Source organism: Microbacterium sp. Leaf151 (genome assembly GCF_001424225.1).
Lineage (GTDB): Bacteria > Actinomycetota > Actinomycetes > Actinomycetales > Microbacteriaceae > Microbacterium.
Genome location: NZ_LMOR01000002.1, coordinates 162,929 through 182,877, shown reverse-complemented (window position 1 = coordinate 182,877; position 19,949 = coordinate 162,929). Strand labels below are relative to the sequence as shown.

At 71.0% G+C, this 19,949-nt stretch carries 18 protein-coding genes and 1 tRNA gene; 10 read left to right on the top strand and 9 right to left on the bottom strand.

Annotation, left to right across the window (positions count from 1 at the left end; translation table 11 throughout):
• Positions 1 to 56: 56 nt before the first annotated feature.
• The 3 genes from ASF76_RS04920 to ASF76_RS04910 all read left to right on the top strand — a co-directional run bounded on the left by ASF76_RS04920 (position 57) and on the right by ASF76_RS04910 (position 2,613).
• A complete protein-coding gene (locus ASF76_RS04920) occupies positions 57 to 1,667 on the top strand; it encodes an amidohydrolase (RefSeq protein WP_055953881.1) in 1,611 nt (536 codons plus the stop codon).
• A gap of 51 nt (positions 1,668 to 1,718) precedes the next feature.
• A tRNA-Leu gene (locus ASF76_RS04915) sits at positions 1,719 to 1,800 on the top strand.
• A 48-nt stretch (positions 1,801 to 1,848) separates the two neighbouring features.
• Positions 1,849 to 2,613, top strand: a complete 765-nt coding sequence (locus ASF76_RS04910) for a DedA family protein (protein WP_055953878.1) — start codon at positions 1,849 to 1,851, stop codon at positions 2,611 to 2,613.
• Between the two features lie 3 nt (positions 2,614 to 2,616).
• On the opposite strand, the gene ku is transcribed toward ASF76_RS04910, so the two are convergent.
• Positions 2,617 to 3,471 carry a non-homologous end joining protein Ku gene (gene ku / locus ASF76_RS04905; RefSeq protein WP_055953875.1) on the bottom strand — a complete coding sequence of 285 codons (855 nt, stop codon included), beginning with the start codon at positions 3,469 to 3,471 and terminating at the stop codon, positions 2,617 to 2,619.
• Between the two features lie 183 nt (positions 3,472 to 3,654).
• Here ku and ASF76_RS04900 point away from each other — a divergent pair, with 183 nt between their 5' ends.
• Complete coding sequence (locus ASF76_RS04900) at positions 3,655 to 4,122, top strand: deaminase (protein WP_055953872.1); 468 nt, start codon at positions 3,655 to 3,657, stop codon at positions 4,120 to 4,122.
• Between the two features lie 133 nt (positions 4,123 to 4,255).
• On the top strand, positions 4,256 to 6,739 hold the full coding sequence (locus tag ASF76_RS04895; protein ID WP_055953869.1) for an ATP-dependent DNA ligase: 2,484 nt from the start codon (positions 4,256 to 4,258) through the stop codon (positions 6,737 to 6,739).
• A gap of 56 nt (positions 6,740 to 6,795) precedes the next feature.
• Here ASF76_RS04895 and ASF76_RS04890 read toward each other — a convergent pair whose 3' ends face one another.
• A complete protein-coding gene (locus ASF76_RS04890) occupies positions 6,796 to 7,713 on the bottom strand; it encodes a cation diffusion facilitator family transporter (RefSeq protein ID WP_055953866.1) in 918 nt (305 codons plus the stop codon).
• A gap of 195 nt (positions 7,714 to 7,908) precedes the next feature.
• Here ASF76_RS04890 and ASF76_RS04885 point away from each other — a divergent pair, with 195 nt between their 5' ends.
• Positions 7,909 to 9,348, top strand: coding sequence for an amino acid permease (locus ASF76_RS04885; RefSeq protein ID WP_055953862.1), 1,440 nt, complete (start codon positions 7,909 to 7,911; stop codon positions 9,346 to 9,348).
• An 86-nt stretch (positions 9,349 to 9,434) separates the two neighbouring features.
• On the opposite strand, the gene ASF76_RS04880 is transcribed toward ASF76_RS04885, so the two are convergent.
• The 4 genes from ASF76_RS04880 to murI are packed head-to-tail and all read right to left on the bottom strand — an operon-like array spanning position 9,435 to position 12,450.
• Positions 9,435 to 10,253, bottom strand: coding sequence for a glycosyltransferase (locus ASF76_RS04880; protein WP_055953859.1), 819 nt, complete (start codon positions 10,251 to 10,253; stop codon positions 9,435 to 9,437).
• Positions 10,254 to 10,270: 17 nt separating this feature from the next.
• Positions 10,271 to 10,867: an RdgB/HAM1 family non-canonical purine NTP pyrophosphatase gene (gene rdgB, locus ASF76_RS04875; protein WP_055953855.1), complete on the bottom strand. Its 597-nt coding sequence runs from the start codon at positions 10,865 to 10,867 to the stop codon at positions 10,271 to 10,273.
• A 1-nt stretch (position 10,868) separates the two neighbouring features.
• Complete coding sequence (gene rph, locus ASF76_RS04870) at positions 10,869 to 11,594, bottom strand: ribonuclease PH (RefSeq protein WP_055953852.1); 726 nt, start codon at positions 11,592 to 11,594, stop codon at positions 10,869 to 10,871.
• Positions 11,595 to 11,631: 37 nt separating this feature from the next.
• A complete protein-coding gene (gene murI, locus ASF76_RS04865) occupies positions 11,632 to 12,450 on the bottom strand; it encodes a glutamate racemase (RefSeq protein ID WP_055953848.1) in 819 nt (272 codons plus the stop codon).
• A 217-nt stretch (positions 12,451 to 12,667) separates the two neighbouring features.
• On the opposite strand from murI, the gene ASF76_RS04860 reads away from it, so the two are divergent.
• Together ASF76_RS04860 and ASF76_RS04855 are read left to right on the top strand one after the other, a co-directional pair.
• On the top strand, positions 12,668 to 13,993 hold the full coding sequence (locus ASF76_RS04860) for a nicotinate phosphoribosyltransferase (protein ID WP_055953845.1): 1,326 nt from the start codon (positions 12,668 to 12,670) through the stop codon (positions 13,991 to 13,993).
• Between the two features lie 201 nt (positions 13,994 to 14,194).
• On the top strand, positions 14,195 to 14,695 hold the full coding sequence (locus ASF76_RS04855) for a hypothetical protein (protein WP_156459150.1): 501 nt from the start codon (positions 14,195 to 14,197) through the stop codon (positions 14,693 to 14,695).
• Positions 14,696 to 14,698: 3 nt separating this feature from the next.
• Here ASF76_RS04855 and ASF76_RS04850 read toward each other — a convergent pair whose 3' ends face one another.
• Genes ASF76_RS04850 through ASF76_RS16630 form a run of 3 tightly spaced genes read right to left on the bottom strand, consistent with a single transcriptional unit; the run spans position 14,699 to position 18,002 of the window.
• Positions 14,699 to 14,965 (bottom strand): DUF3039 domain-containing protein, encoded by a 267-nt coding sequence (locus ASF76_RS04850; RefSeq protein WP_055953839.1) that lies wholly within the window; start codon positions 14,963 to 14,965, stop codon positions 14,699 to 14,701.
• A 50-nt stretch (positions 14,966 to 15,015) separates the two neighbouring features.
• Positions 15,016 to 16,542 (bottom strand): hypothetical protein, encoded by a 1,527-nt coding sequence (locus tag ASF76_RS04845; protein ID WP_082484912.1) that lies wholly within the window; start codon positions 16,540 to 16,542, stop codon positions 15,016 to 15,018.
• Between the two features lie 11 nt (positions 16,543 to 16,553).
• Positions 16,554 to 18,002 (bottom strand): ATP-binding cassette domain-containing protein, encoded by a 1,449-nt coding sequence (locus tag ASF76_RS16630; protein ID WP_235561240.1) that lies wholly within the window; start codon positions 18,000 to 18,002, stop codon positions 16,554 to 16,556.
• Positions 18,003 to 18,054: 52 nt separating this feature from the next.
• Between ASF76_RS16630 and ASF76_RS17425 the strand changes: the two genes are divergently transcribed.
• Positions 18,055 to 18,699: a hypothetical protein gene (locus ASF76_RS17425; RefSeq protein WP_235561239.1), complete on the top strand. Its 645-nt coding sequence runs from the start codon at positions 18,055 to 18,057 to the stop codon at positions 18,697 to 18,699.
• 290 nt (positions 18,700 to 18,989) lie between these two features.
• Positions 18,990 to 19,928, top strand: a complete 939-nt coding sequence (locus ASF76_RS04830) for a hypothetical protein (RefSeq protein ID WP_055953829.1) — start codon at positions 18,990 to 18,992, stop codon at positions 19,926 to 19,928.
• The last annotated feature ends 21 nt before the right edge of the window (positions 19,929 to 19,949 follow it).

The following is a 19,949-nucleotide window of genomic DNA, read 5'->3' as shown; positions in this document are numbered from 1 at the left end:
GGCGCTGCGCAGGCATTCCTTCGGCGTGTCGCGAAGGCTCCCGCCACACTGAAATCGTGAGCAGCCTCCTCGTCGCCGACGGCGTCCTCTTCTCCGCCGGAACCGTTCTCGACGCCGACGCCCTGGGAATACGCGACGGCAGAATCGTCGCCGTCGGTTCGCACCGCGACGTGCGCGACGCCCTGGGGAGGGTCGACGACGAGCTCGACGCGCGCGGCGGGCTTGTGACCCCGGGGTTCGTCGATGCGCACCTCCACCTCGGGGGCGGGGCGGTCGACGCCCTCCGCTGCGATCTCGCGGGCGCCAACACGCTCGATGAGATCGACCAGCGCATCCGCACCTTCGCGGTCGGAACCGGCGCCGCCTGGGTCGTGGGCGGAGGATGGGACCCCACGCTCTTCCCTCCCAGCGGCCCCACTGCCGCCCACCTCGACGCACTGGTTCCGGATCGTCCTGCCTTCCTGCTCGACGCCGACCATCACGGCGGGTGGGCGAACTCGGCGGCCCTCGCCGCCGCGGGTATCGACCGCGCCACCCCCGATCCATCCGACGGGCGGATCGAGCGTGCGGCCGACGGCACACCGAGCGGCGCGTTGCGCGAGGGGGCCATGCAGCTGGTCTCTCCCCACATCCCCCCGCACGAGACTGCTGACATCGCGCGGGCCCTTCTCACGGTGTCGCGGTCGGCACTGGCCGCCGGCATCACCGGCTGGCAGGAAGCTGCGCTGGGAGAGTACGCCGGTTACCCCGACTTCTCGCACGCGTACCTCTCGCTCCTGCGTGACGGGTCGCTGGTCGGGCGGGCGACGGGTGCCATCTGGGTGCCGCGAAACCTCACATCGGACACCATCGACGCCTTCGTCGCCGCCTGCCTCGAGCGCGCCCGCGCGAACACGGCGGCCGGGTTTCCCACGCGCACGGCGAAGCTCATGCTGGACGGCATCGTGGAGACGCGGACCGCGCACCTCTGCCACCCCTATCCCGACGGGTCGCATGGCCTGTCGTACTTCGCGCCCGAGCTCGTGCAGCAGCTGGTACCCGCGCTGAACGCCGCCGGTGTCGCCGTCCACGTGCACGCCCTGGGCGACGCGGCGGTCCACGACGCGCTCGACGGATTCGCCGCCGTACCGGCCGATCACCGCGCCCGCGTGCGCAACCACATCGCCCACCTCGAGCTCATCGCCCCCGACGACGTCCCCCGCTTCGCCGAGCTGGGGGTCACCGCCAACTGCCAGCCGTACTGGGCGTGCGCCAACGCCCTCGTTCGTCAGGTCACCCTGCCCCTGCTCGGCGCCGACCGCGCCGACGATCTCTATCCGTTCGCGGCCCTCCGCGATGCCGGCGCCGCGCTCGCGATGGGGTCGGACTGGCCCGTCTCCACCTTCGACCCGTGGCTCGGCATCCACGTGGCCGTCACCCGTCGCCCCCCGGGAGAAGCGGATGCCGAGCCCCTCGGCGCCGCGCACGCCTTCCCGCTCGAGGCGGCGCTCGACGCGTACACGCGCGGCTCGGCAGACCTTCTCGGCATCGGTGCGGGCACCCTCGCTCCGGGTGCCGCGGCCGACCTCGCGATCGCCGACCGCGATCCGTTCACCGGCCCGTCCGTCGACATCCACGAGACTCGGACGAACGCGACCGTGGTGGCGGGTGAGGTGCTCGCGCTTTGACGGCTCGTTCACATCGAGCGCGGGCGCGTCCCGTTTAGACTGAACGCACTCGCGGGAGTGGTGAAATCGGCAGACACGCAGGATTTAGGTTCCTGTGCCTTCGGGCGTGGGGGTTCAAGTCCCCCCTTCCGCACGATTGGCCGCTTCACCCGCACCACCTCTCCGACCCGACGGGACCGATGTGATCCACACCACCGCCGCACTGCTCCCGTGGCTCGACCCCGCGACGATCATCGACGCCGCCGGCCCCTGGGCCCTCGTCATCGTGTGTCTGATCGTCTTCGCCGAGACCGGTCTGCTGATCGGTTTCCTGCTGCCCGGCGACACGTTGCTCATCATGGCGGGCATCCTGTCGAACCCGGTCACGCACCCGCCTCACGGGGTCTTCGGAGTCAACGTCTGGATCACCGGACTGCTGATCGGCCTCGCGGCCTTCCTCGGTGGCGAAGTCGGCTACCTCATCGGCCACAAGGCGGGGCCCGCGATCTTCGAGCGCAAAGAGTCGGGTCTGTTCAGCCGCAAGAACGTCGAGCGCACGAACGCGTTCTTCATCCGCTTCGGCGGACTCACCGTGATCCTCGCCCGCTTCGTGCCGATCGTGCGCACGTTCGCGCCGATCGCCGCGGGTGTCGGCCACATGAACAAGTGGAAGTACACGCTCTATAACCTGATCGGGGCCCTTCTCTGGGGCTTCGGCCTCACCGTCGCGGGCTATCTGCTCAGCCTGATCCCCGGCGTCGGCGAGTTCGTCGCGGAGTACATCGACGTCATCCTCCTGACGGTGGTGGTCGGCACCGTCGGTTTCGTCGTCTTCCACTACTTCCGCGAGCGAGCCGCCGCCAAGCGCGATGCGGCAGCCGGACACGACACCGTCACCCACGACGAGGCCGAGGCGCTGACGCTCGACCCGAAGTCGTTCGAAGACGGCGACCGCCCGGCGCGCTGAGGCTCAGGACGCCTTCGTCTTCTTCTTGGCCGCCGGCTTCTTGTCGGCGGCCTTGTCGTTGTCCCCTGCCCGTGCCGCCCGGCTGCGCTCGACGCTCGCGCGGAGCGCCTCCATCAGGTCGATGACTTCACCGCCGTCGTCTTCCTCCTGCTTTCCGAAGGTGGCATCCGTGTCGATCGCGTCGCCCTGTTCGAGCTTGGCGTCGATGAGGGTGCGCAGCTCCGCCTGATACGCGTCGGTGAACTCCTCGGGATCGAAGTCCTTCGAGAAGCTGTCCACGAGGGATGCCGACATCTCCAGTTCTTTGGCCGAGATCCGCACGCTCTCATCGAGCGCCGGGAACGCCGCCTCGCGCACTTCGTCGGCCCACAACAACGTCTGCAGAACAAGCACGTCTCCGCGCACCCGGAGGGCGGCGAGCCGCGTCTTCTGCCGCAGCGAGAAGCGCACGATCGCGGTGCGGTCCGTCTGCTCGAGCGTCTTGCGCAGGAGCACGTACGCCTTGGGCGACGACGAGTCGGGCTCGAGGTAGTACGCCTTGTCGAGGGTGAGCAGATCGACCTGCTCGCTGGGGACGAACTCGACGACCTCGATCTCACGGCTGCGCTCGCTGGGCAGTGACGCGAGGTCGTCCTTGGTCAAGACGACCGTCTGCTCGCCGTCGTCGTAGGCGCGGTCGATGTCGCCGTAGGGCACGACCTCGCCGTCGACCTCGCAGATGCGCTGGTAGCGGATGCGCCCGCCGTCCTTGTTGTGCACCTGGTGCAGGGAGACGTCGTGATCCTCGGTGGCCGAATACACCTTCACGGGCACGTTGACGAGGCCGAACGTCAGGGCACCCTTCCAGATCGATCGCATGGGTCCAGTGAACACCGAAACGAAGGGGGATGCCGAGACCCTTGCGTCACGGGAGGGTCCCGGTCCCTGCACAGGCTCGGTCGTCAAGCCGCCGGGAGGCGGGCATCGCGACGACAAGATGGACACTGCACCCGTAAGCGGCAGACCCGCCCGACGTGGCACGACCCCCGACGAGAGGAACCCATGGACGACATCGACGCGCTGAAGCGATGCGTGGAACTGGCGACGGAGGCGGTGAACGCCGGGGACGACGCCTTCGGCTCGCTCCTCGTCGACGGCGACGGGCGGATCCTCCGGGAAGAGCGCAACCGAGTCGGTCAGGGTGATCCGACCGCACATCCGGAGATCGCCCTCGTGCGGTGGGCTGTCGCACACCATCCCGCGGCCGAGCGTGCGGCGATGACGGTCTACACCTCGGGCGAGCACTGCGCCATGTGCGCCGCAGCTCACGCGTGGGCGGGCCTCGGCCCCATCGTGTTCGCGGGGTCGACCGCCCAGCTGACGCGGTGGCGCGCCTCGTGGGGCGCGGCCCCCGCACCGATCCGGGCCCTCGCCATCAACGACGTCGCACCGGGTCTCACCTCGCGCGGTCCCTTCGAAGCCTTCGCCGCCGAACTCGAACGATTGCATCTCCGGGTCGCTCGACGCTGATCCGGTACGCCGGGTGACGTCGCGCGCCCGGCGACCTCCTCCGGGCGGCCCGATGCGGCTCGGACCCTCGGCGGGAGCCTCGGTCCCGCAACCCCCTCGGCATCCGGAGCCGTTCCCGCCCTACGCTGGGGCGATGGTGGAGCAGACGGTGCGGATCGGCGGGCGCCGATTGCGCCTGTCGAATCTCGACAAGGTGCTCTACCCCGAGACGGGGACCACCAAGGGCGAGGTCATCGACTACTACTCGCGCATCGCGCCGCGCCTGCTCCCCCACGTCGCCGAACGCCCGGTCACCCGAAAGCGCTGGCCTGACGGGGTCGGCACCGACTCCGACCCGGGCGAGCCGTTCTTCGCGAAGGCCCTCGAACCCGGAGCGCCCGCGTGGGTGCGTCGGTTCCCCATCGATCACTCGTCCGGCGCCAAGGACTATCCGCTCGTGGACGACCTGCCGACACTCGTCTACCTCGCGCAGGTCGCGAGCCTCGAGCTGCACGTGCCGCAGTGGCGGTTCTCGCCCGACGGCGAGCGTCAGAACCCCGACCGTCTCGTGCTCGACCTCGATCCCGGTCCCGGCGTCGGTCTCGCCGAGTGCGCCGAGGTCGCCCGGTGGGCCCGCGCGATCCTGCGGGACATCGGGCTCGACCCCTTGCCGGTCACGAGCGGCAGCAAGGGGATCCACCTGTACGCCCACCTCGACGGTCGCCAATCGAGCGACGCGGCCAGCGCGATCGCGAAGGAACTCGCCCGGGCGATCGAATCCGACCATCCCGACTTGGTGGTCAGCCAGATGTCGAAGGCCGCTCGACCCGGCAAGGTCTTCATCGACTGGAGCCAGAACAACGGGTCCAAGACGACGATCGCGCCCTACTCCCTGCGGGGACGCTCGCACCCGACCGTCGCCGCGCCCCGCACCTGGGAGGAGCTCGAAGATCCCGGGCTGAGCCATCTGCTCTTCAGCGAGGTCCTCGATCGCACCGGAGATCCGCTGGCGCCCCTCGAGCGCGACGCGGGCCCGCTGCGCGCGTACCTCTCGAAGCGCACCGCGGGCAAGACGCCCGAGCCCGTCCCCGACGCGCCGCACGGCGACCCCGCCCCCGAAGGGCTCCCCCGGTTCGTCGTCCAGGAACACCACGCGAGCCGCCTGCACTGGGATCTGCGGCTTGAACACGACGGCGTGCTGGTGAGCTGGGCGGTCCCCCGCGGCATACCGCCGACCACGGCGAAGAACAGTCTCGCCGTGATGACCGAGGATCACCCCATGAAGTATCTCGACTTCGCCGGCGAGATCCCCCGCGGCGAGTACGGCGCGGGTGTCATGACGGTGTGGGACACCGGCACATACGAGCTCGAGAAGTGGCGTGACGACGAGGTGATCGCCACGCTCACCGGGCGCGACGACGGCCCGCTCGGACGGGTGCGACTCGCCCTGATCCGCACCGAGGGGCGGGGCGAGAAGTCGCAGTGGCTGCTGCATCGCATGAAGACGGATGCCGCGGGCCGACCACAGGGCGACGGGGCGCCGGTGGTGGCTCTGGATCACGGCACCACGGCCGGTCGCCCACGCCACGCGGCACCCGACGACGCATCGACCCCGATACGGGCTTCGGACGAGTCCGCGACAAGAGCGCCTGACACCGCGCCCACCGTGGCCGACCTGCGGCCCATGCTCGCCACAGCCGCGACCGCGGGTCTCGCCCGCGCCGCGGCCTCGAGATGGGGCGCTCCGTGGGTGGAGATGAAGTGGGACGGCATCCGGGGGTTGGGCATCTGGGACGGGGAGCGCCTGCGGCTGCGCTCCCGCAACGGCAACGACCTGACCCAGACCTATCCCGAACTGACCGGCGTCGACCTGGGTCTCGGGCCGCGACGTGCGGTCGTCGACGGCGAGATCGTCGCGCTCGACTCTCAGGGGCGCCCCAGCTTCCCCCTGCTGCAGAAGCGCATGAACCTCGCCCAACCGCGCGAGATCTCCCACGAGGCGAAGCGCACGCCGGTGCAGCTCTACCTCTTCGACGTGTTGTCGATCGATGGGCGCGACGTGGCATCCCTTCCCCTGTCCGAGCGGCGTTCTCTGCTCGAGACCCTTGCCGCGCAGGCCGGCGCCCCGGTGGTGGTACCGCCCGTCTTCGACGACGTGGATGCCGCGGTCGCCACCAGCGGCCGGTTCGGTCTCGAGGGCGTCGTCGTCAAAGACCCCGCATCGGCGTACCGGCGTGCAACGCGCTCGGAGCAGTGGTTGAAGGTCAAGCACTCGCGCACGCAGGAGGTCGTGATCGGCGGCATCCGCCCCGGCAAGGGCAACCGCGCGGGCACCATCGGGTCGCTGCTGGTCGGGGTGCCGTCACCCGACGGCCTGCAGTACGCCGGTCGCGTGGGCTCGGGCTTCGGCGAGCAGACCCTCGCACGACTCACCGCCCTGCTCGAGCCCCGGCGCACCGACACCGACCCATTCGTCGGGGTGCCCGCAGCCGACGCCCGAGACGCGCTGTGGGTGCGGCCCGACCTCGTGGCCGAGGTGGAGTTCGCGGAGTTCACCCCCGGCGGCATCCTTCGTCAGGCTCGCTGGCGAGGGCTGCGACCCGACAAAGCTCCGGGCGAGGTGGTGCGGGAGGGCTGATCCCTTCCGGTCCGCAGTGCTATCGGAGCCACCGGGCGCGGCGATCGACGCCGGGGCTAGGCGTGCCGCGAGTCGTGCTCGACGTGGCCGGCGGGTTCGAGCTGGAAGGTCGAGTGCTCCACGTCGAAGTGGTCGGCCAGACACGTCTGCAACGACGCGAGGATCGCCGCCGAACGACCGTCGCTCAGCGCGGCGTCCTCGACGATGACGTGGGCGCTGAACACGGGCGCTCCGCGTGTGAGCTGCCACACGTGAACGTCGTGCACGTCGACCACGCCGTCGGCTCCGCGCAGGTGGTCGCGGATCTCGGCCACGTGCACCCCGACGGGCGCCGATTCGGTCAGGACGACCACGACCTCGCGGAGCAGCCCGATGGCCCGCGGCACGATGAGCACCGCGATGAACAGCGAGGCGATGGCATCCGCCTGCACGAACCCGGTCGTCAGGATGACGATCGCGGCGACGATGACCGCCACCGACCCGATGAGGTCGCCCAGCACCTCGAGGTACGCGCCGCGCACGTTGATGCTGCGCTTCTGCGCACGGCCGAGGAGCCACATCGACACGGCGTTCGCGACCATGCCGACGGCGGCGACCACGAGCATGAGCCCGCCCTGCACCTCCGCCTCGGCCGGTGCGAACAGCCGCTGCACCGCCTCGACTCCCACCCACGCGCACAGCACGATCAGGATGACGCCGTTGACCAGGGCCCCGAGCACCTCGGCGCGCTGGTAACCGTAGGTCCGGCGGTCGTCGGCGGGGCGTGCGGCGATCGAGGTGGCGACGAGGGCGACCACGAGAGCCGCCGCGTCGGTGAACATGTGCGCGGCGTCGGCGAGGAGCGCGAGGGAACCCGACAGGATCGCACCGACGATCTGCACGACCATCACCGTCGCGGTCAGGGCGAGGGCGGTCGCGAGCAGTCGCGTGTTACCGGCATCGCGGACGCCGCCGGCGGGCGCGTGATCGTGCATGCGTCCAGGCTAGGTCCGACCCCCGACACCGCGCGTGTTTCCGCGGCAGTCGGGAATGAGAACCGCTGTCACTCACGGGGATCGCTGACTCGGGGGCGTCCGTTTGCGGACACGACCGCTAGAGGACCTTGTGAGGACGGACCGCGCCTGCCACCTTCGGGGAAGGGCTGCCGACGGCCCGAACGAGGGATTCCGATGGATGAGACCACCGCCACGCGCCCGCCGCTGACGCGCTCCCTGGGCGGGTTCCAGGTCTTCGCGATCTCGTTCGCCTTCATCTCGGTCGTGGTCGGCGTGTTCGCAACCTACGGCGAGATGCTGCAGACCTCGGGACCCGTGGGTGTGTGGCTCTGGGTCGTCGTCGGTGCCGGCCAAACGCTGGTCGCGCTCGTCGTCGCGCAGTTCGCAGCGCGCATCGCCCTCAGCGGGTCGTCGTACCAATGGGCCTCTCGGCTCGCCTCACCCCGCGTGGGGTGGTTCTTCGGCTGGTTGTCGTTCTGGTTCCTCGCCATCGCGGTCGTCGCCATCGCCAACGCGCTCGCCGGTCAAGCGGTCATGCCGCTGCTGGGAATGGACGCCGACGAGGACGTCGCACGCTGGCTGACACTCGTCATCCTGGCCGTGCAGGCGATCCTCGTCATCGTCTCCACGCGACTGCTCGGCATGGTGACGTCGGCCGCGGTCGCCGTCGAGCTGGCGATCGTCGCGGTCCTCGTCGTCGTGCTCCTCGTCGTCGCCCTCGCCACCGGTACCGTGCAGCCGCAGAACCTCGTCTCGCGCGGTGTCGCCGAGGCAGACCCGCAGTACTTCGCCCTGGGCGGCGGGCTGATGGCGGGCATGCTGATGGGGCTCACCACCCTCGTCGGGTTCGATTCCGCGGCCAACCTCGCCGAAGAGGCGAAAGATCCCTATCGAGCGGTTCCCCGCGCGATCGTCGGATCCGTCGTCGCGGCGGCGGTCGCCGGATTCGCGTTCCTGCTCACGCTGACGGTGTCGATCCAAGACCTTGCCGCCGTCACGAGCGACCCTTCCCCCGTCGCCGCGATCATCCGCGGGCAGCTCGGACCCGTCTGGGAGCTGATCCTGCTCGCGGGCATCGCCTTCTCGCTGTTCGGTGCCGGAACCGTGGTGCTGGCCGCCGCCGCCCGACAGGCCTTCGCCATGGCCCGCGACGGCCGCTTCCCCGCCTCGCGCCTCATCGGTCGCGTCGACGCGCGCACCCGCACGCCGGTGTTCGCCACCCTGCTCATCGTCGCCATCGGGTGCGTGCTGATGCTCGTCCTGCCCGGAGAGGCGCTCCTGCAGCTCATCATCGGGAGCACCATCCTCCCCGCCCTCATCTACGCGGGCGTCGTCGTGCTCTACCTGGTCGTACGCCGTCGGCTCGAGCGCCGCGCGGGCGGCTTCAGTCTCGGGCGCGCCGAGGTCCCCGTCGCCGTCGCGGCGCTGGTGTGGATCGCCTTCGCCCTGCTCGCCCTCGTCACCCCCGGCGATGCCCTGGTTCCCGTACTCATCGTCCTCGGGCTCGTCGTCGTGGGCGGCGCGTACTTCGTCCTGCTGCTTCGGCTGCGACCGGGCGTGATGGACGAGCAGCCCGGGGCGGACGATGAGACCGGCCGTGCCGCCACGCCCTGACGTCTTGCGATCATGAGCCCGCGAGCGCTCCCGACGAAAGCGGCGGCGACTCACGACTCCCGCACCGCAGGGCGCTCGGAGCCGCCTCAGCTGCGCAGAGCCCGAAGCTGCGCTTGCACCCGCCGGTGCATGTGCAGTGCCGGATAGACGCTCAGGAACACCGCCATCGGTGCGCGCAGGCGTACGTCGCCGATGTCGTGCGCCGAGTAAGTGTTCTCGAAGCGGTCGATGTAACGACGGAAGTCGCGCGGACGGTCGTCGAGGCGCCGTGCACCGATCGCCGCGACCATCTGGGAGGAGTAGACGATGCGTCGGCCGCCCAGCGCGAGGTGGACGGCGATGTCGAGATCCTCGTGCATGACGTCGTCTTCGTCGTCGCAGAGGAATTCGCGGACGTCTCGCCAGGCATCCGCGCGCAGGGCCATGTTGCTGCCGAAGAGGAAGACGAAGTCGCCCGCGAGCCGCACCTGGAGGCGGCGGAAGGCATCGTCGACCTGCTGGCCGATCGCACGCAACGGGAGGTCGTAGTACTCCACCGGACCCGAGGCCGCGTCGACCTCGCCCGACGCGAACACCTGTGACACCTGGGCCACCCAGTCGGGTTTCAGGGCCGTGTCGGCGTCGATCCGGCCGAGCACATCGCCGATCGCGGCATCCATTCCGAGGTTTCGGGTCGGGACGAGTCCCTGCCTGTCATCCTGACGGAGCAGCCGGATGCCGGCGTCCGGATGCCCCGCGATGAACCGCTCGACGACCGTTCGGGTGGCGTCGGTCGACCGATTGTCGACGACGAGGACCTCGACGGGGGCAACCGTCTGACGAACGATGGCCTCGAGGCACTGGGTGATCACCGTCTCCTCGTTGAAGGCGGGGACGACGATCGACACCGAAGGCAGCACGGTCATCGATCCGGTCTACACGCTCAGAGTGACGCGAGAAGGGGCGCCAGCTGAACGAATGCCCGGGCGCGGTGCGAGTGCGCGTTCTTCTCGGCCGCCGTCCACTCGCCGACAGTGCGCTCCACGCCCGCGGGCTGACCGTCGGGCACGAAGATCGGGTCATACCCGAAACCACCCGGTCCGGCGGGTTTCATCGCCAGGCGACCGGGCCACCGGCCCTCGACCGTCTCCTCGGCGCCGCGCGGATCCACCAGCGCGATCACCGACACGAACTGGGCCGTGCGGTGAGGGTCGGCGACATCGGACAGCTGGTCGAGCAGCAGCTCGAGGTTGGCTGTGGCGTCTTTCTTGTGCCCCGCCCAGTACGCCGAGAACACACCGGGCGAACCGCCCAGCACGTCGACAGCGACGCCGGAGTCGTCGGCGAGGGCGGGCAGCCCCGTGTGGGCCGCGGCCGCGCGCGCCTTGATCAGGGCGTTCTCGGCGAAGGTCACGCCGTCTTCGACCGGCTCGGGTCCGTCGTAGCCGACGACCTCGAGGTCGGGGCGCACCTCGGCCACGATCGCCTGGAACTCCTCGACCTTGTGCGGGTTGTGCGTGGCGAGGACGACGCGTGCCATCTCAGCCCTCGAGCGCCGCGGTCTGGATGCCGCGCAGCTCGGCGCACCCGTTCACGCCCAGTTCGAGCAGACGGTCGAGCTCCGCTTTGTCGAACGGTGCGCCCTCGGCGGTGCCCTGCACCTCGACGAACAGGCCGCGGCCGGTCACGACGACGTTCATGTCGGTTCCAGCCCGAACGTCTTCGACGTAGGCCAAGTCGAGCAGCGGCTCGCCGTCGACGATGCCCACAGACACCGCGGCGACCGAGTCGCGCAGCACCTCGGAGCGCTGGCCGATGAACTTCTTCTCGCGTCCCCAGGCGATGGCATCCGCGAGGGCGACGTAGGCACCGGTGATGGCCGCGGTGCGCGTGCCGCCGTCGGCCTGCAGCACGTCGCAGTCGATCACGATGGTGTTCTCACCCAACGCCTTCGTGTCGACGACGGCGCGCAGCGCACGCCCGATCAGGCGCGAGATCTCGTGCGTGCGCCCACCGACCTTGCCCTTGATGCTCTCGCGGTCGTTGCGGCTGTTCGTCGCGCGCGGCAGCATCGCGTACTCGGCGGTGACCCAGCCCTTGCCCTTGCCGCTCAGCCACCGCGGCACGCCATTGGTGAACGACGCGGTGCACAACACCTTCGTGCCGCCGAACGTGATGAGCGCCGAGCCCTCGGCGTGCGCCGACCACCCGCGCTCGATGGTCACGGGGCGGAGCTGATCGGCGGTGCGGCCGTCTTTGCGGGTCATGGATCCTCCAGAGGAACGGGAACGGGGACGCCACGCCTCAGCGCGGCAGGTCGATGGCGCCGGTCTGCACGAGCTGCACCTCGCGCACCTCGCGGCCCATGAGGCGGTGCGCCAGGCGCAGGAAGTCGTCGGCCGACGAGCCGGTGGCTTCGTAGCGGTGGCGGGGAGTGGCATCCGGACTCGCCAGGAGGTCTCGCGAGACGAGCTGGCGGAAGACGTCTTTCGCGGTCTCGCTGTCGCTGGAGACGAGGCTGACGTCAGGGCCCATCACGTAGCTGATCGCCCCCTCGAGGAACGGGTAGTGCGTGCAACCGAGCACGAGGGTGTCGACGCCGGCGTGCCTCAGCGGCGCGAGGTACTGCTCGGCGGTGGCGAGTACCTCGGGCGAGTCGGTGACGCCCGCCTCGACGAACTCGACGAAGCGCGGGCAGGCCTCGGCGAACACCGTCAGGCGCTCGTTGACCTCGAGCATGTCCTGGTAGGCGCGGGAGCCGATGGTTCCGACCGTGCCGATGACGCCGATCCGGCCGTTTCGGGTGGTCGACATGGCGGTGCGCACAGCGGGGCCGATGACCTCGACCACGGGGACGTCGTAGCGCTCCCGCGCGTCGCGGAGCATCGCCGCCGAGGCGGTGTTGCAGGCGATCACCAGCATCTTCACGCCCTGCTCGACGAGGGTGTCGAGCACCTCGAGGGCGTACCGGCGGACATCGGCGATCGGCTTCGGGCCGTAGGGCGATCGGGCGGTGTCGCCGATGTAGAGGATCGACTCGCGCGGCAGCTGCGCCGACACGGCCCGGGCGACGGTGAGACCGCCGACACCCGAGTCGAAGATCCCGATCGGCGCGTCGTCCATAGGATGCCAGCCTACCGGGCGGGCAGGAGTCGAGCAGGTCGTGCGGGTGCACCGCGCCGGGCTGTCCCCCGTACGACTCCTGCGGGAGCGACGGTTCACGCGGACATCCGGCGGAGACGTGCGGAAACGTCGAAGTCGTGCACCGGCGAGGGCGACCCGGGCGCGTGCATGCGCGGCGGGCGCGGCAACGGCGGGGGCGCCGGAATAGGCTGGCGCGATGACGCGCAGCACTGCTCTGCTCACCGACCGCTATGAACTCACGATGCTGGACGCGGCCCTCCGCGACGGTACGGCCTCACGCCGCTGCGTGTTCGAGGTGTTCGGGCGCCGGCTCTCCGGCGGGCGCCGCTTCGGTGTCGTCGCGGGCACCGGCCGGCTGCTCGGGGCCATCCGCGACTTCCGCTTCGGCGACGATGAGCTGCGCTACCTGCGGGATGCGAGGGTGGTGGATGCCACGACCCTCGACTTCCTCGCCGACTACCGCTTCACCGGATCGGTGACCGGCTACCGCGAGGGCGAGGTGTACTTCCCCGGCTCGCCGCTGCTGACCGTCGAGGGGACCTTCGCGGAGGCCGTACTGCTGGAGACGCTCGCGCTCAGCATCCTGAACTACGACTCCGCCGTGGCCACCGCTGCCGCGCGCATGAGCGTCGCCGCCGGCGACCGACCGCTCGCCGAGATGGGCTCGCGTCGCGCAAGCGAGGAGGCGGCCGTCGCCGCCGCCCGTGCCGCGTACATCGTGGGCTTCTCAGCCACCAGCAACCTCGAGGCGGGGCGGCAGTGGGGCGTTCCGACGATGGGAACCGCCGCCCACGCGTGGACCCTGCTGCACGACAGCGAAGAAGACGCGTTCCGTTCGCAGGTCGACGCGCTCGGCAGCGGTACCACGCTGCTCGTCGACACCTACGACATCGCGGACGGCGTGCGCACGGCCGTGCGCGTGGCCGGCACGCAGCTGGGCGGCGTGCGCATCGACTCGGGCGACCTGCCGATCGTCGCGGGCGAGGTGCGGGCGCTACTGGACGAACTCGGCGCCACGGGCACGCGCATCACCGTCACGAGCGACCTCGACGAATACGCTCTCGCCGCCCTTGCGGCCTCCCCCGTCGACTCCTACGGCGTCGGAACCTCGGTCGCGACCGGATCGGGCGTTGCCACCGCCGGTCTGGTTTTCAAGCTCGTCGCGCGCGAAGCGACCGACGGGTCATGGGTGGGTGTCGCCAAGGCATCGACGCAGAAGGCCTCGCACGGGGGCCGCAAGGCCGCGTTCCGCACCCTCGACGGGGGCACCGCGACCGCCGAACTCATCATGGTCAGCGACGGCTTCGAAGAACTGTCCACCGCGGCCGAGCATCCAGACGCCCGTCCCCTGCAGACGACGCTCATGCGCGACGGTGAGGCCGATACCGCAGCCCTCGGCCCGGAAGGCGTCGAGGCCGCACGCCGACACCATGCCCGCGTGCGCGAGGAGCTACCCGTGCGGGCGCTGGCGCTCAGCAAGTCGGAGCCCGCTCTGCCGACGGAGTACCGCGAGGCGGGCTGACCAGCCGCCGAGGGCCGGCGAAGGACCCGATCGGGACCGGTGCGGGGTTCGGCGCACCGTGGACGGACGGGTCGACGCGCCGCGGGTCGCTGAGGTGAGACGTCGGGTGATCGGAGCCCGCATCGGGCTCTGCCGGTTCGGCCGCCCGGTTAGCGTGAATGGTTGTGCGATCCCGCGACGGCATCGCGGGAAAGGACCCTCATGCCGCACCCCGCAGGCGAAGTCCCTCAGCCGACACGCCGCGGCGCCATCGCTGCAGCAGCCTGGACGGTGCCCGCGATCGTCGCAGCGACTGCGACCCCCGCCCTCGCCGCGTCGGGAGGCAGCGTCCCGGTCGCCAAGATCCGCCCGAGCTCGGACTTCGCGGCGCAGGACCTGCACGAGTACGACGCCGCGACGAACAGCAACCGGGGGCCCATCGCGGTCTACGTCCGCGCGCGGTACGACCAGAACATCGTGTGGTGGCCCGTGCGCGACCCCGGAGTGGCGGTCATCCCGTACGTCGTCTCCGTGGAGGGTCCGCTCGGGCCGTCGACGATGACGGGGGTGCTCAGCATCCCGATCGGTGGATACGTGCAGGACACGCGCACCTACCCGGCCGATGGCAGCCACCCCCTGCCCAGCGGCACCTATCGCTTCACGCTCGTGCTGTTCGGCTCCGACGGGTCGGCGGCGGCGACGACCTCGGTGGAGATCAGCTGACGCTCACTTGACGAGCGACTCGTAGATCTCTTTGCACTGCGGGCACACCGGGAACTTCTCGGGATCGCGACCCGGGGTCCACTTCTTGCCGCAGAGCGCGCGCACCGGTTTGCCCGTGATGGCCGACTCGAGGATCTTGTCCTTCTTCACGTAATGCGAGAAGCGCTCATGGTCGCCGGGCTCGATGTTCTCTTCGCGGATGAGCTCTTCGAGCTCTCGATCCAGGGTCGCGAGACCCCCGCTGTCAGGACTGTCGAGAGGCGTGCTCATGGAGAGCCAGTGTAGCCGCGGACCACGCTCGGCGGTCGGACGGGTTCGACTCAGGTCGCTTCGGCGAACTCCATGAGGCGGGTGGCGCGGCGCTCGTAGACCACGGCGCCCCCCACGATTCCGAGGATCAGCACGACCGCACCGGCGCCCACACCGACCCAGAGCGCCAACATCGCGTCGATGGCGGTGCCGTTGATGGCCTGCCATGTCAGCCAGCCTGCGGGCAGCGCGGTGAGCACCGCCCCGAGCATGACGAGTCCCTGTGCGACGACCCCGCCGGAGCCGGTGCGCTGCGGCTGCTGGAAGGGGCTGTCACCCGGCCGCGATACCGCATAGGGGGCCATCACCGACGAAAGGCTCGACAAACCCAGACCGCCGAGGAACAGGGCCGCGCACACGCCGACCATGGCCGGGAAGATCGCCCAGCGACCGTGCGCGACGATCGCGAGCGGCAGGCTGACGGCGAGGATCGGGATGCCGATGAGCAGGATGGGCACGAGGCGCCCCACGCGATCGGGGATGCCGCGCACGCCGCTGGCGATGTGCATCCACAGGGCCGTGGAGTCGTACGCGAGATCGTTGTGGGGCAGCCAGCCGAAGAACAGCGCCATGATCGGCACCGGCAGCAGCACCGCCAACTCGAACGGCACCCCCGCGACGAGCAGCGGCACCGTGGAGACCACGGCCGCGATCGGCACGATCACGACGTTGACGATGTATCGCCGGTCGCGCAGCCAGTACGACAGGCTCCGGGCGGCGACGGCTCCCCCCGGGGTGCCCGGCAGGAGCGCGAACCACCCGAGTCCGCCGCGCTCGCGCACTGCGGCCGGACGACGCGTCGTGGTGAGCAGAACCTCGACCAGGGCGAACCACGCCAGGGTGAGCAGCGCCACGGTCGCGAGCGCGACGACGAGGCTGCCGACGGCCGCTCCGGTCGTCGGTGCGAGGCCGACGGCCCATGCGGCCCCGACGGGCGTCCACGACAGGATCTCGGCCGCCGACGCCAGCTGCGACGGCACCGCGCCGCGCCACTCGAGCGATCCGAGGAACACCCCGATCGGCACGACGACGACGAGCACCGCGATGAGGTAGACGCTCATCAGTTCGCGGGATTGCCGGGGCCGCTGCACGAGCGCCCCGAGCGCCATGCTGACGCGGGCGAACAGCACGCACGTCGTGAGCCCCAGAACGACGGATGCCACGCCCGCCACCACCGAGGCACCGTGCGCGCCCCACGCCACGGCGACGCTGACGCCGAGGACGAGCGTTACGAGGACGGGCACGCTGAAGAAGCCCGCGAGCAGCAGCGCCCCGGCGAGCGGACGCGGCTCGGGGCCCACGACCGCGAACCGCCGCGGATCGAGGGGGTCGATCGAGGCCGTGACGGGCGGACCGACCGCGAACCCGAGGGTCACCGCGGAACCGGCCAGGACGGTGACGACCGCTGTCGTGAGGCGGTCGGCATCCGCGAGACCGGCGGCGCTCATGGCCGCGAAGACGGTGGCCGCGATAAGAACGACGACGCCGATCGCCCGCCGGATCACGTCGCGCCGGTCGCCCCGCAGGGCGCCCAGCATCATCGCCAGTCTCAGGCGGAGAACGTGTGCAACCACTCGAGGCCCTCCACGTCGCCCAGTCCGCCCGACAGTTCGCGGAAACGCTGCTCGAGCGTCCCCTCGCCGCGCACCTCGTCGACGGTGCCCTCGGCGAGCACCTGGCCCGACACGATGACCGCGACGCGGGAACACACCCGCTCGACGAGCTCCATGCCGTGGCTAGACAGGATCACCGTGCCGCCGTGGTCGACGTAGGTGCGGAGGATGTCGAGGATGACGCCGCTGGACACCGGATCGACGGCCTCGAAGGGCTCATCGAGCACGAGCAGACGCGGAGAATGAATCATCGCACCCGCGAGCATGACCTTCTTCGTCATGCCCGCCGAGTAGTCGGAGACAGGCCGCGCGAGCGCGTCGACGAGGTCGAACGCGCGGGCGAGGTCGGCCATGCGGCTTTCGACGAGTCCGCTGGGGAGCCCCCGCAGCGCACCGTAGTACGACAGCAATTGGCGACCCGTCAGACGGTCGAAGGTGCGCAGGCGATCGGGCAGTACGCCGATCATCTTCTTCGCTTCGCGCGCCCGCTTCTTGGCATCGACGCCGTTGATCGTCACGTCGCCCCCGTCGGCGCGGAGCAGCCCCGCGATGATCGACAGGGTCGTGGTCTTGCCGGCGCCGTTGGGGCCGACCAGACCGTAGAAGGAGCCCGCGGGTACGGTCAGGTCGATCGCGTCGACGGCGCGGAGCTCGCCGAACGTCTTGGTGATGTGGCGGAGCGTGAGCGCGGGGACGGCGGCGTCGCCGGCGTCGCCGGCCGGATCGGTGGATGCCGCTGTGTCGGTGGATGTGGCTATGACGGTGCCCGAATCAGCGGACGCCTCTTCGTCGGTGGCGGAGTGGGCGGAGACGTCTGTGCCGGTGGACGTGTCCGCGGTGACCGCGCCTCCGACGACCGCGTCGGGCGACGCCTCGGCGTCCGTGTCAGCGGGGATCGCGGTGTCGGCGGCCGCCTCGGTGGATGCCTCGGTGGCCGTGTCGACGGGCGTCTCAGTAGGCGTGTCCGCGGTGTCGGGCACCGGGGTGTCGAAGGTCTCGCCGGCTGGGACCTCGTCGTCGAAGCGAACGTCGGACGGAGTGGGATCCTGCGGATCATCGATCTGCGTGTCGTCGAACGTGCGCGCACCCGGGACGTCATCCGGTGCGACAGACCTGGCGCCGGCGCTGTCCCCGGCGTCGGGGACCTGGGATGTCGCCCGTGTACCGTCGGCGTCGTCGCGCGAGTCGAGCGGGGTCGCGACGATCACCTCGACATCGGATGCGGCGGGCTCGAGGTCATCTTCGGCGGCGGGCTCGTCGGCTGTGGTCGACGAGCCGTCAGCGGACGACTCCGCGGCGGGCGGACCGGAGATCACCGGCTCCTCGACGGCGACATCTGCCGGCGTCGGGTCGAGGGCGACGTGCTCGTCGATCCCGTCCGCCACAGGCGCCTCCGCCGCGAGAGCGCCGGGAAGCGGCGGTCGCGGAGGGATGACGATGTCATCGAACGCGACGGGGGACGCGGCCTGGGGCGCGACGAGGTCCGGATCGGACGGTGCCGGGCTCGTCGGATCGGTCTCGTCCGCGGCCGGCGAATCGAACGCCGGAGCGGGCGCCCCCGGAGTCACCGGCGTGACAGCCGCCGCCCCGGTCGTCTCAGGAGTGTCCGCAGCCTCCGAGGTCGCGGGCTGGTCGAGGTCTGCCGGTGCGCCCACGGCATCCGCGGACGAGGGCTGGTCCTCCGCGACACGCGCGTCAGCGGCATCCACCGACGCCGCCGCGGGGACGACGGCCGCGTCAACCGTCGCCTCTTCGGCGGCGGAGGCAGACGCGGTGCTCGGAGGTGCGGGGATCGGCGACGCCGTCGTGGTCGAGGCGGCGGAGGCGCGCGGCGAAGCCGGCTTCTTCGCGGCGGTCCGCGCGGTCGCCGGTTTCTTCGCCGCGGGAGTACGCGGAGCCGTCGTCGCCGAGGCGCGTGCCGCCGCCGTGCGCGGGGCGCGGGGTGCGCGCGGCTTGGAGGCCGGTTTCGCCGCCGCAGCACCGGTCGACGCGTCGGTTTCGGACGCCCCGTCGCCCTGGGTGCGAGCCGGCGGACGCTTCGCAGGCGTGGTCCGCGGTGCGCGCGGGGTCGACGGGGTCTGACGGGCCGCGGGTTCGACGCTCGCCGCGACGCCCTCGGTGTCAGAGGGGGACGAGTCTCGGGGTTCCGGCAGCGACGCTGTCATCGCACCAAACTACCAATCCCCTCCGACACCGCCCTTCCTCTTGCCGACGCCGGTTCCACATGCGTCGGTGCCCCGCGGCCGCGCGGCCTCCGGCGCGGCGAGACCGCGCGCGAGTTGGCGGCGATGGGCCGAGGCGTTCGCCCGACGGATCCGCGCTCCGCCGTCAAGTCACGGCGCACGTCGAGCCGGCCGGGAGAGGATGAGGTCATGGCTGAGAAGGTGCACCGCATCCACTCCCTCCCGCAGGACGCCCCGTGGACGGGCGGACTCCCACCCGCGGGATCGGAGGAGCATCCCCGCACGATCCGCATGCTCGACCGCGTGCTGTCGGTGCAGCGACCCGTCGTGCTCGCGCACCTGCGCAGCATCCGCCTCCGGCATCCGGATGCCACCGTCGAGCAGATCCTGAGGATCCTCGAGCGCCGCTACCTCGCCGCGGTGACCACGGGCGGCGCCGCTGTCGGGGCCACCGCCGTCGTGCCGGGCATCGGCACCGGCGTCACCCTTGCCCTCAGCGGCGTCGAGACCGTCGCATTCCTCGAGGCGACCGCCCTTTACGCGCAGTCGGTCGCGGAGGTCCACGGCGTCGCCGTCGAAGACCCCGACCGAGGGCGGGCCCTCGTGCTCGCGCTGATGCTCGGCAAGGAGGGCGTCGACCTCGTCTCGCAGCTCGCCGCGCAGGCGGCCGGCCGCGGCACCACCCGATCGGGGTACTGGGGCGAACTCATCACGAAGACCCTTCCGCGCGCGGCCGTCGGCCCCCTCGTCGACCGGCTGAAGACCTCGTTCGTGCGGCAGTTCGCCACCCGTGGCGGGGCGTCTTGGCTCGGCAAGGCCCTGCCCTTCGGCGTCGGCGCCGTGGTCGGCGGCACCGGCAACCACATCCTCGGCCGGCGGGTGCTGGTCAACGCACGTCGCGCTTTCGGGAGTCCCCCGCTCGCGCTGCCCGCGGATCTCGAGCCGCGCGAAGGCAGCGAGCCTTTCGAGCGCAGCGCCGTGGGCGGCGTCCGCCGCGCGGGCTCCGTCATCGCCGACGCCGTCGGATCGGCGGGGCGACGCACCGGCTCGGTGGCGCGCAAGGCGCTCCCCCACCGTCGTCAGCGCGACGCCGACGCCGAGACCGTCGACACCGTCGAGACGGACTGACCCCTTCTCATCGAGACCGCC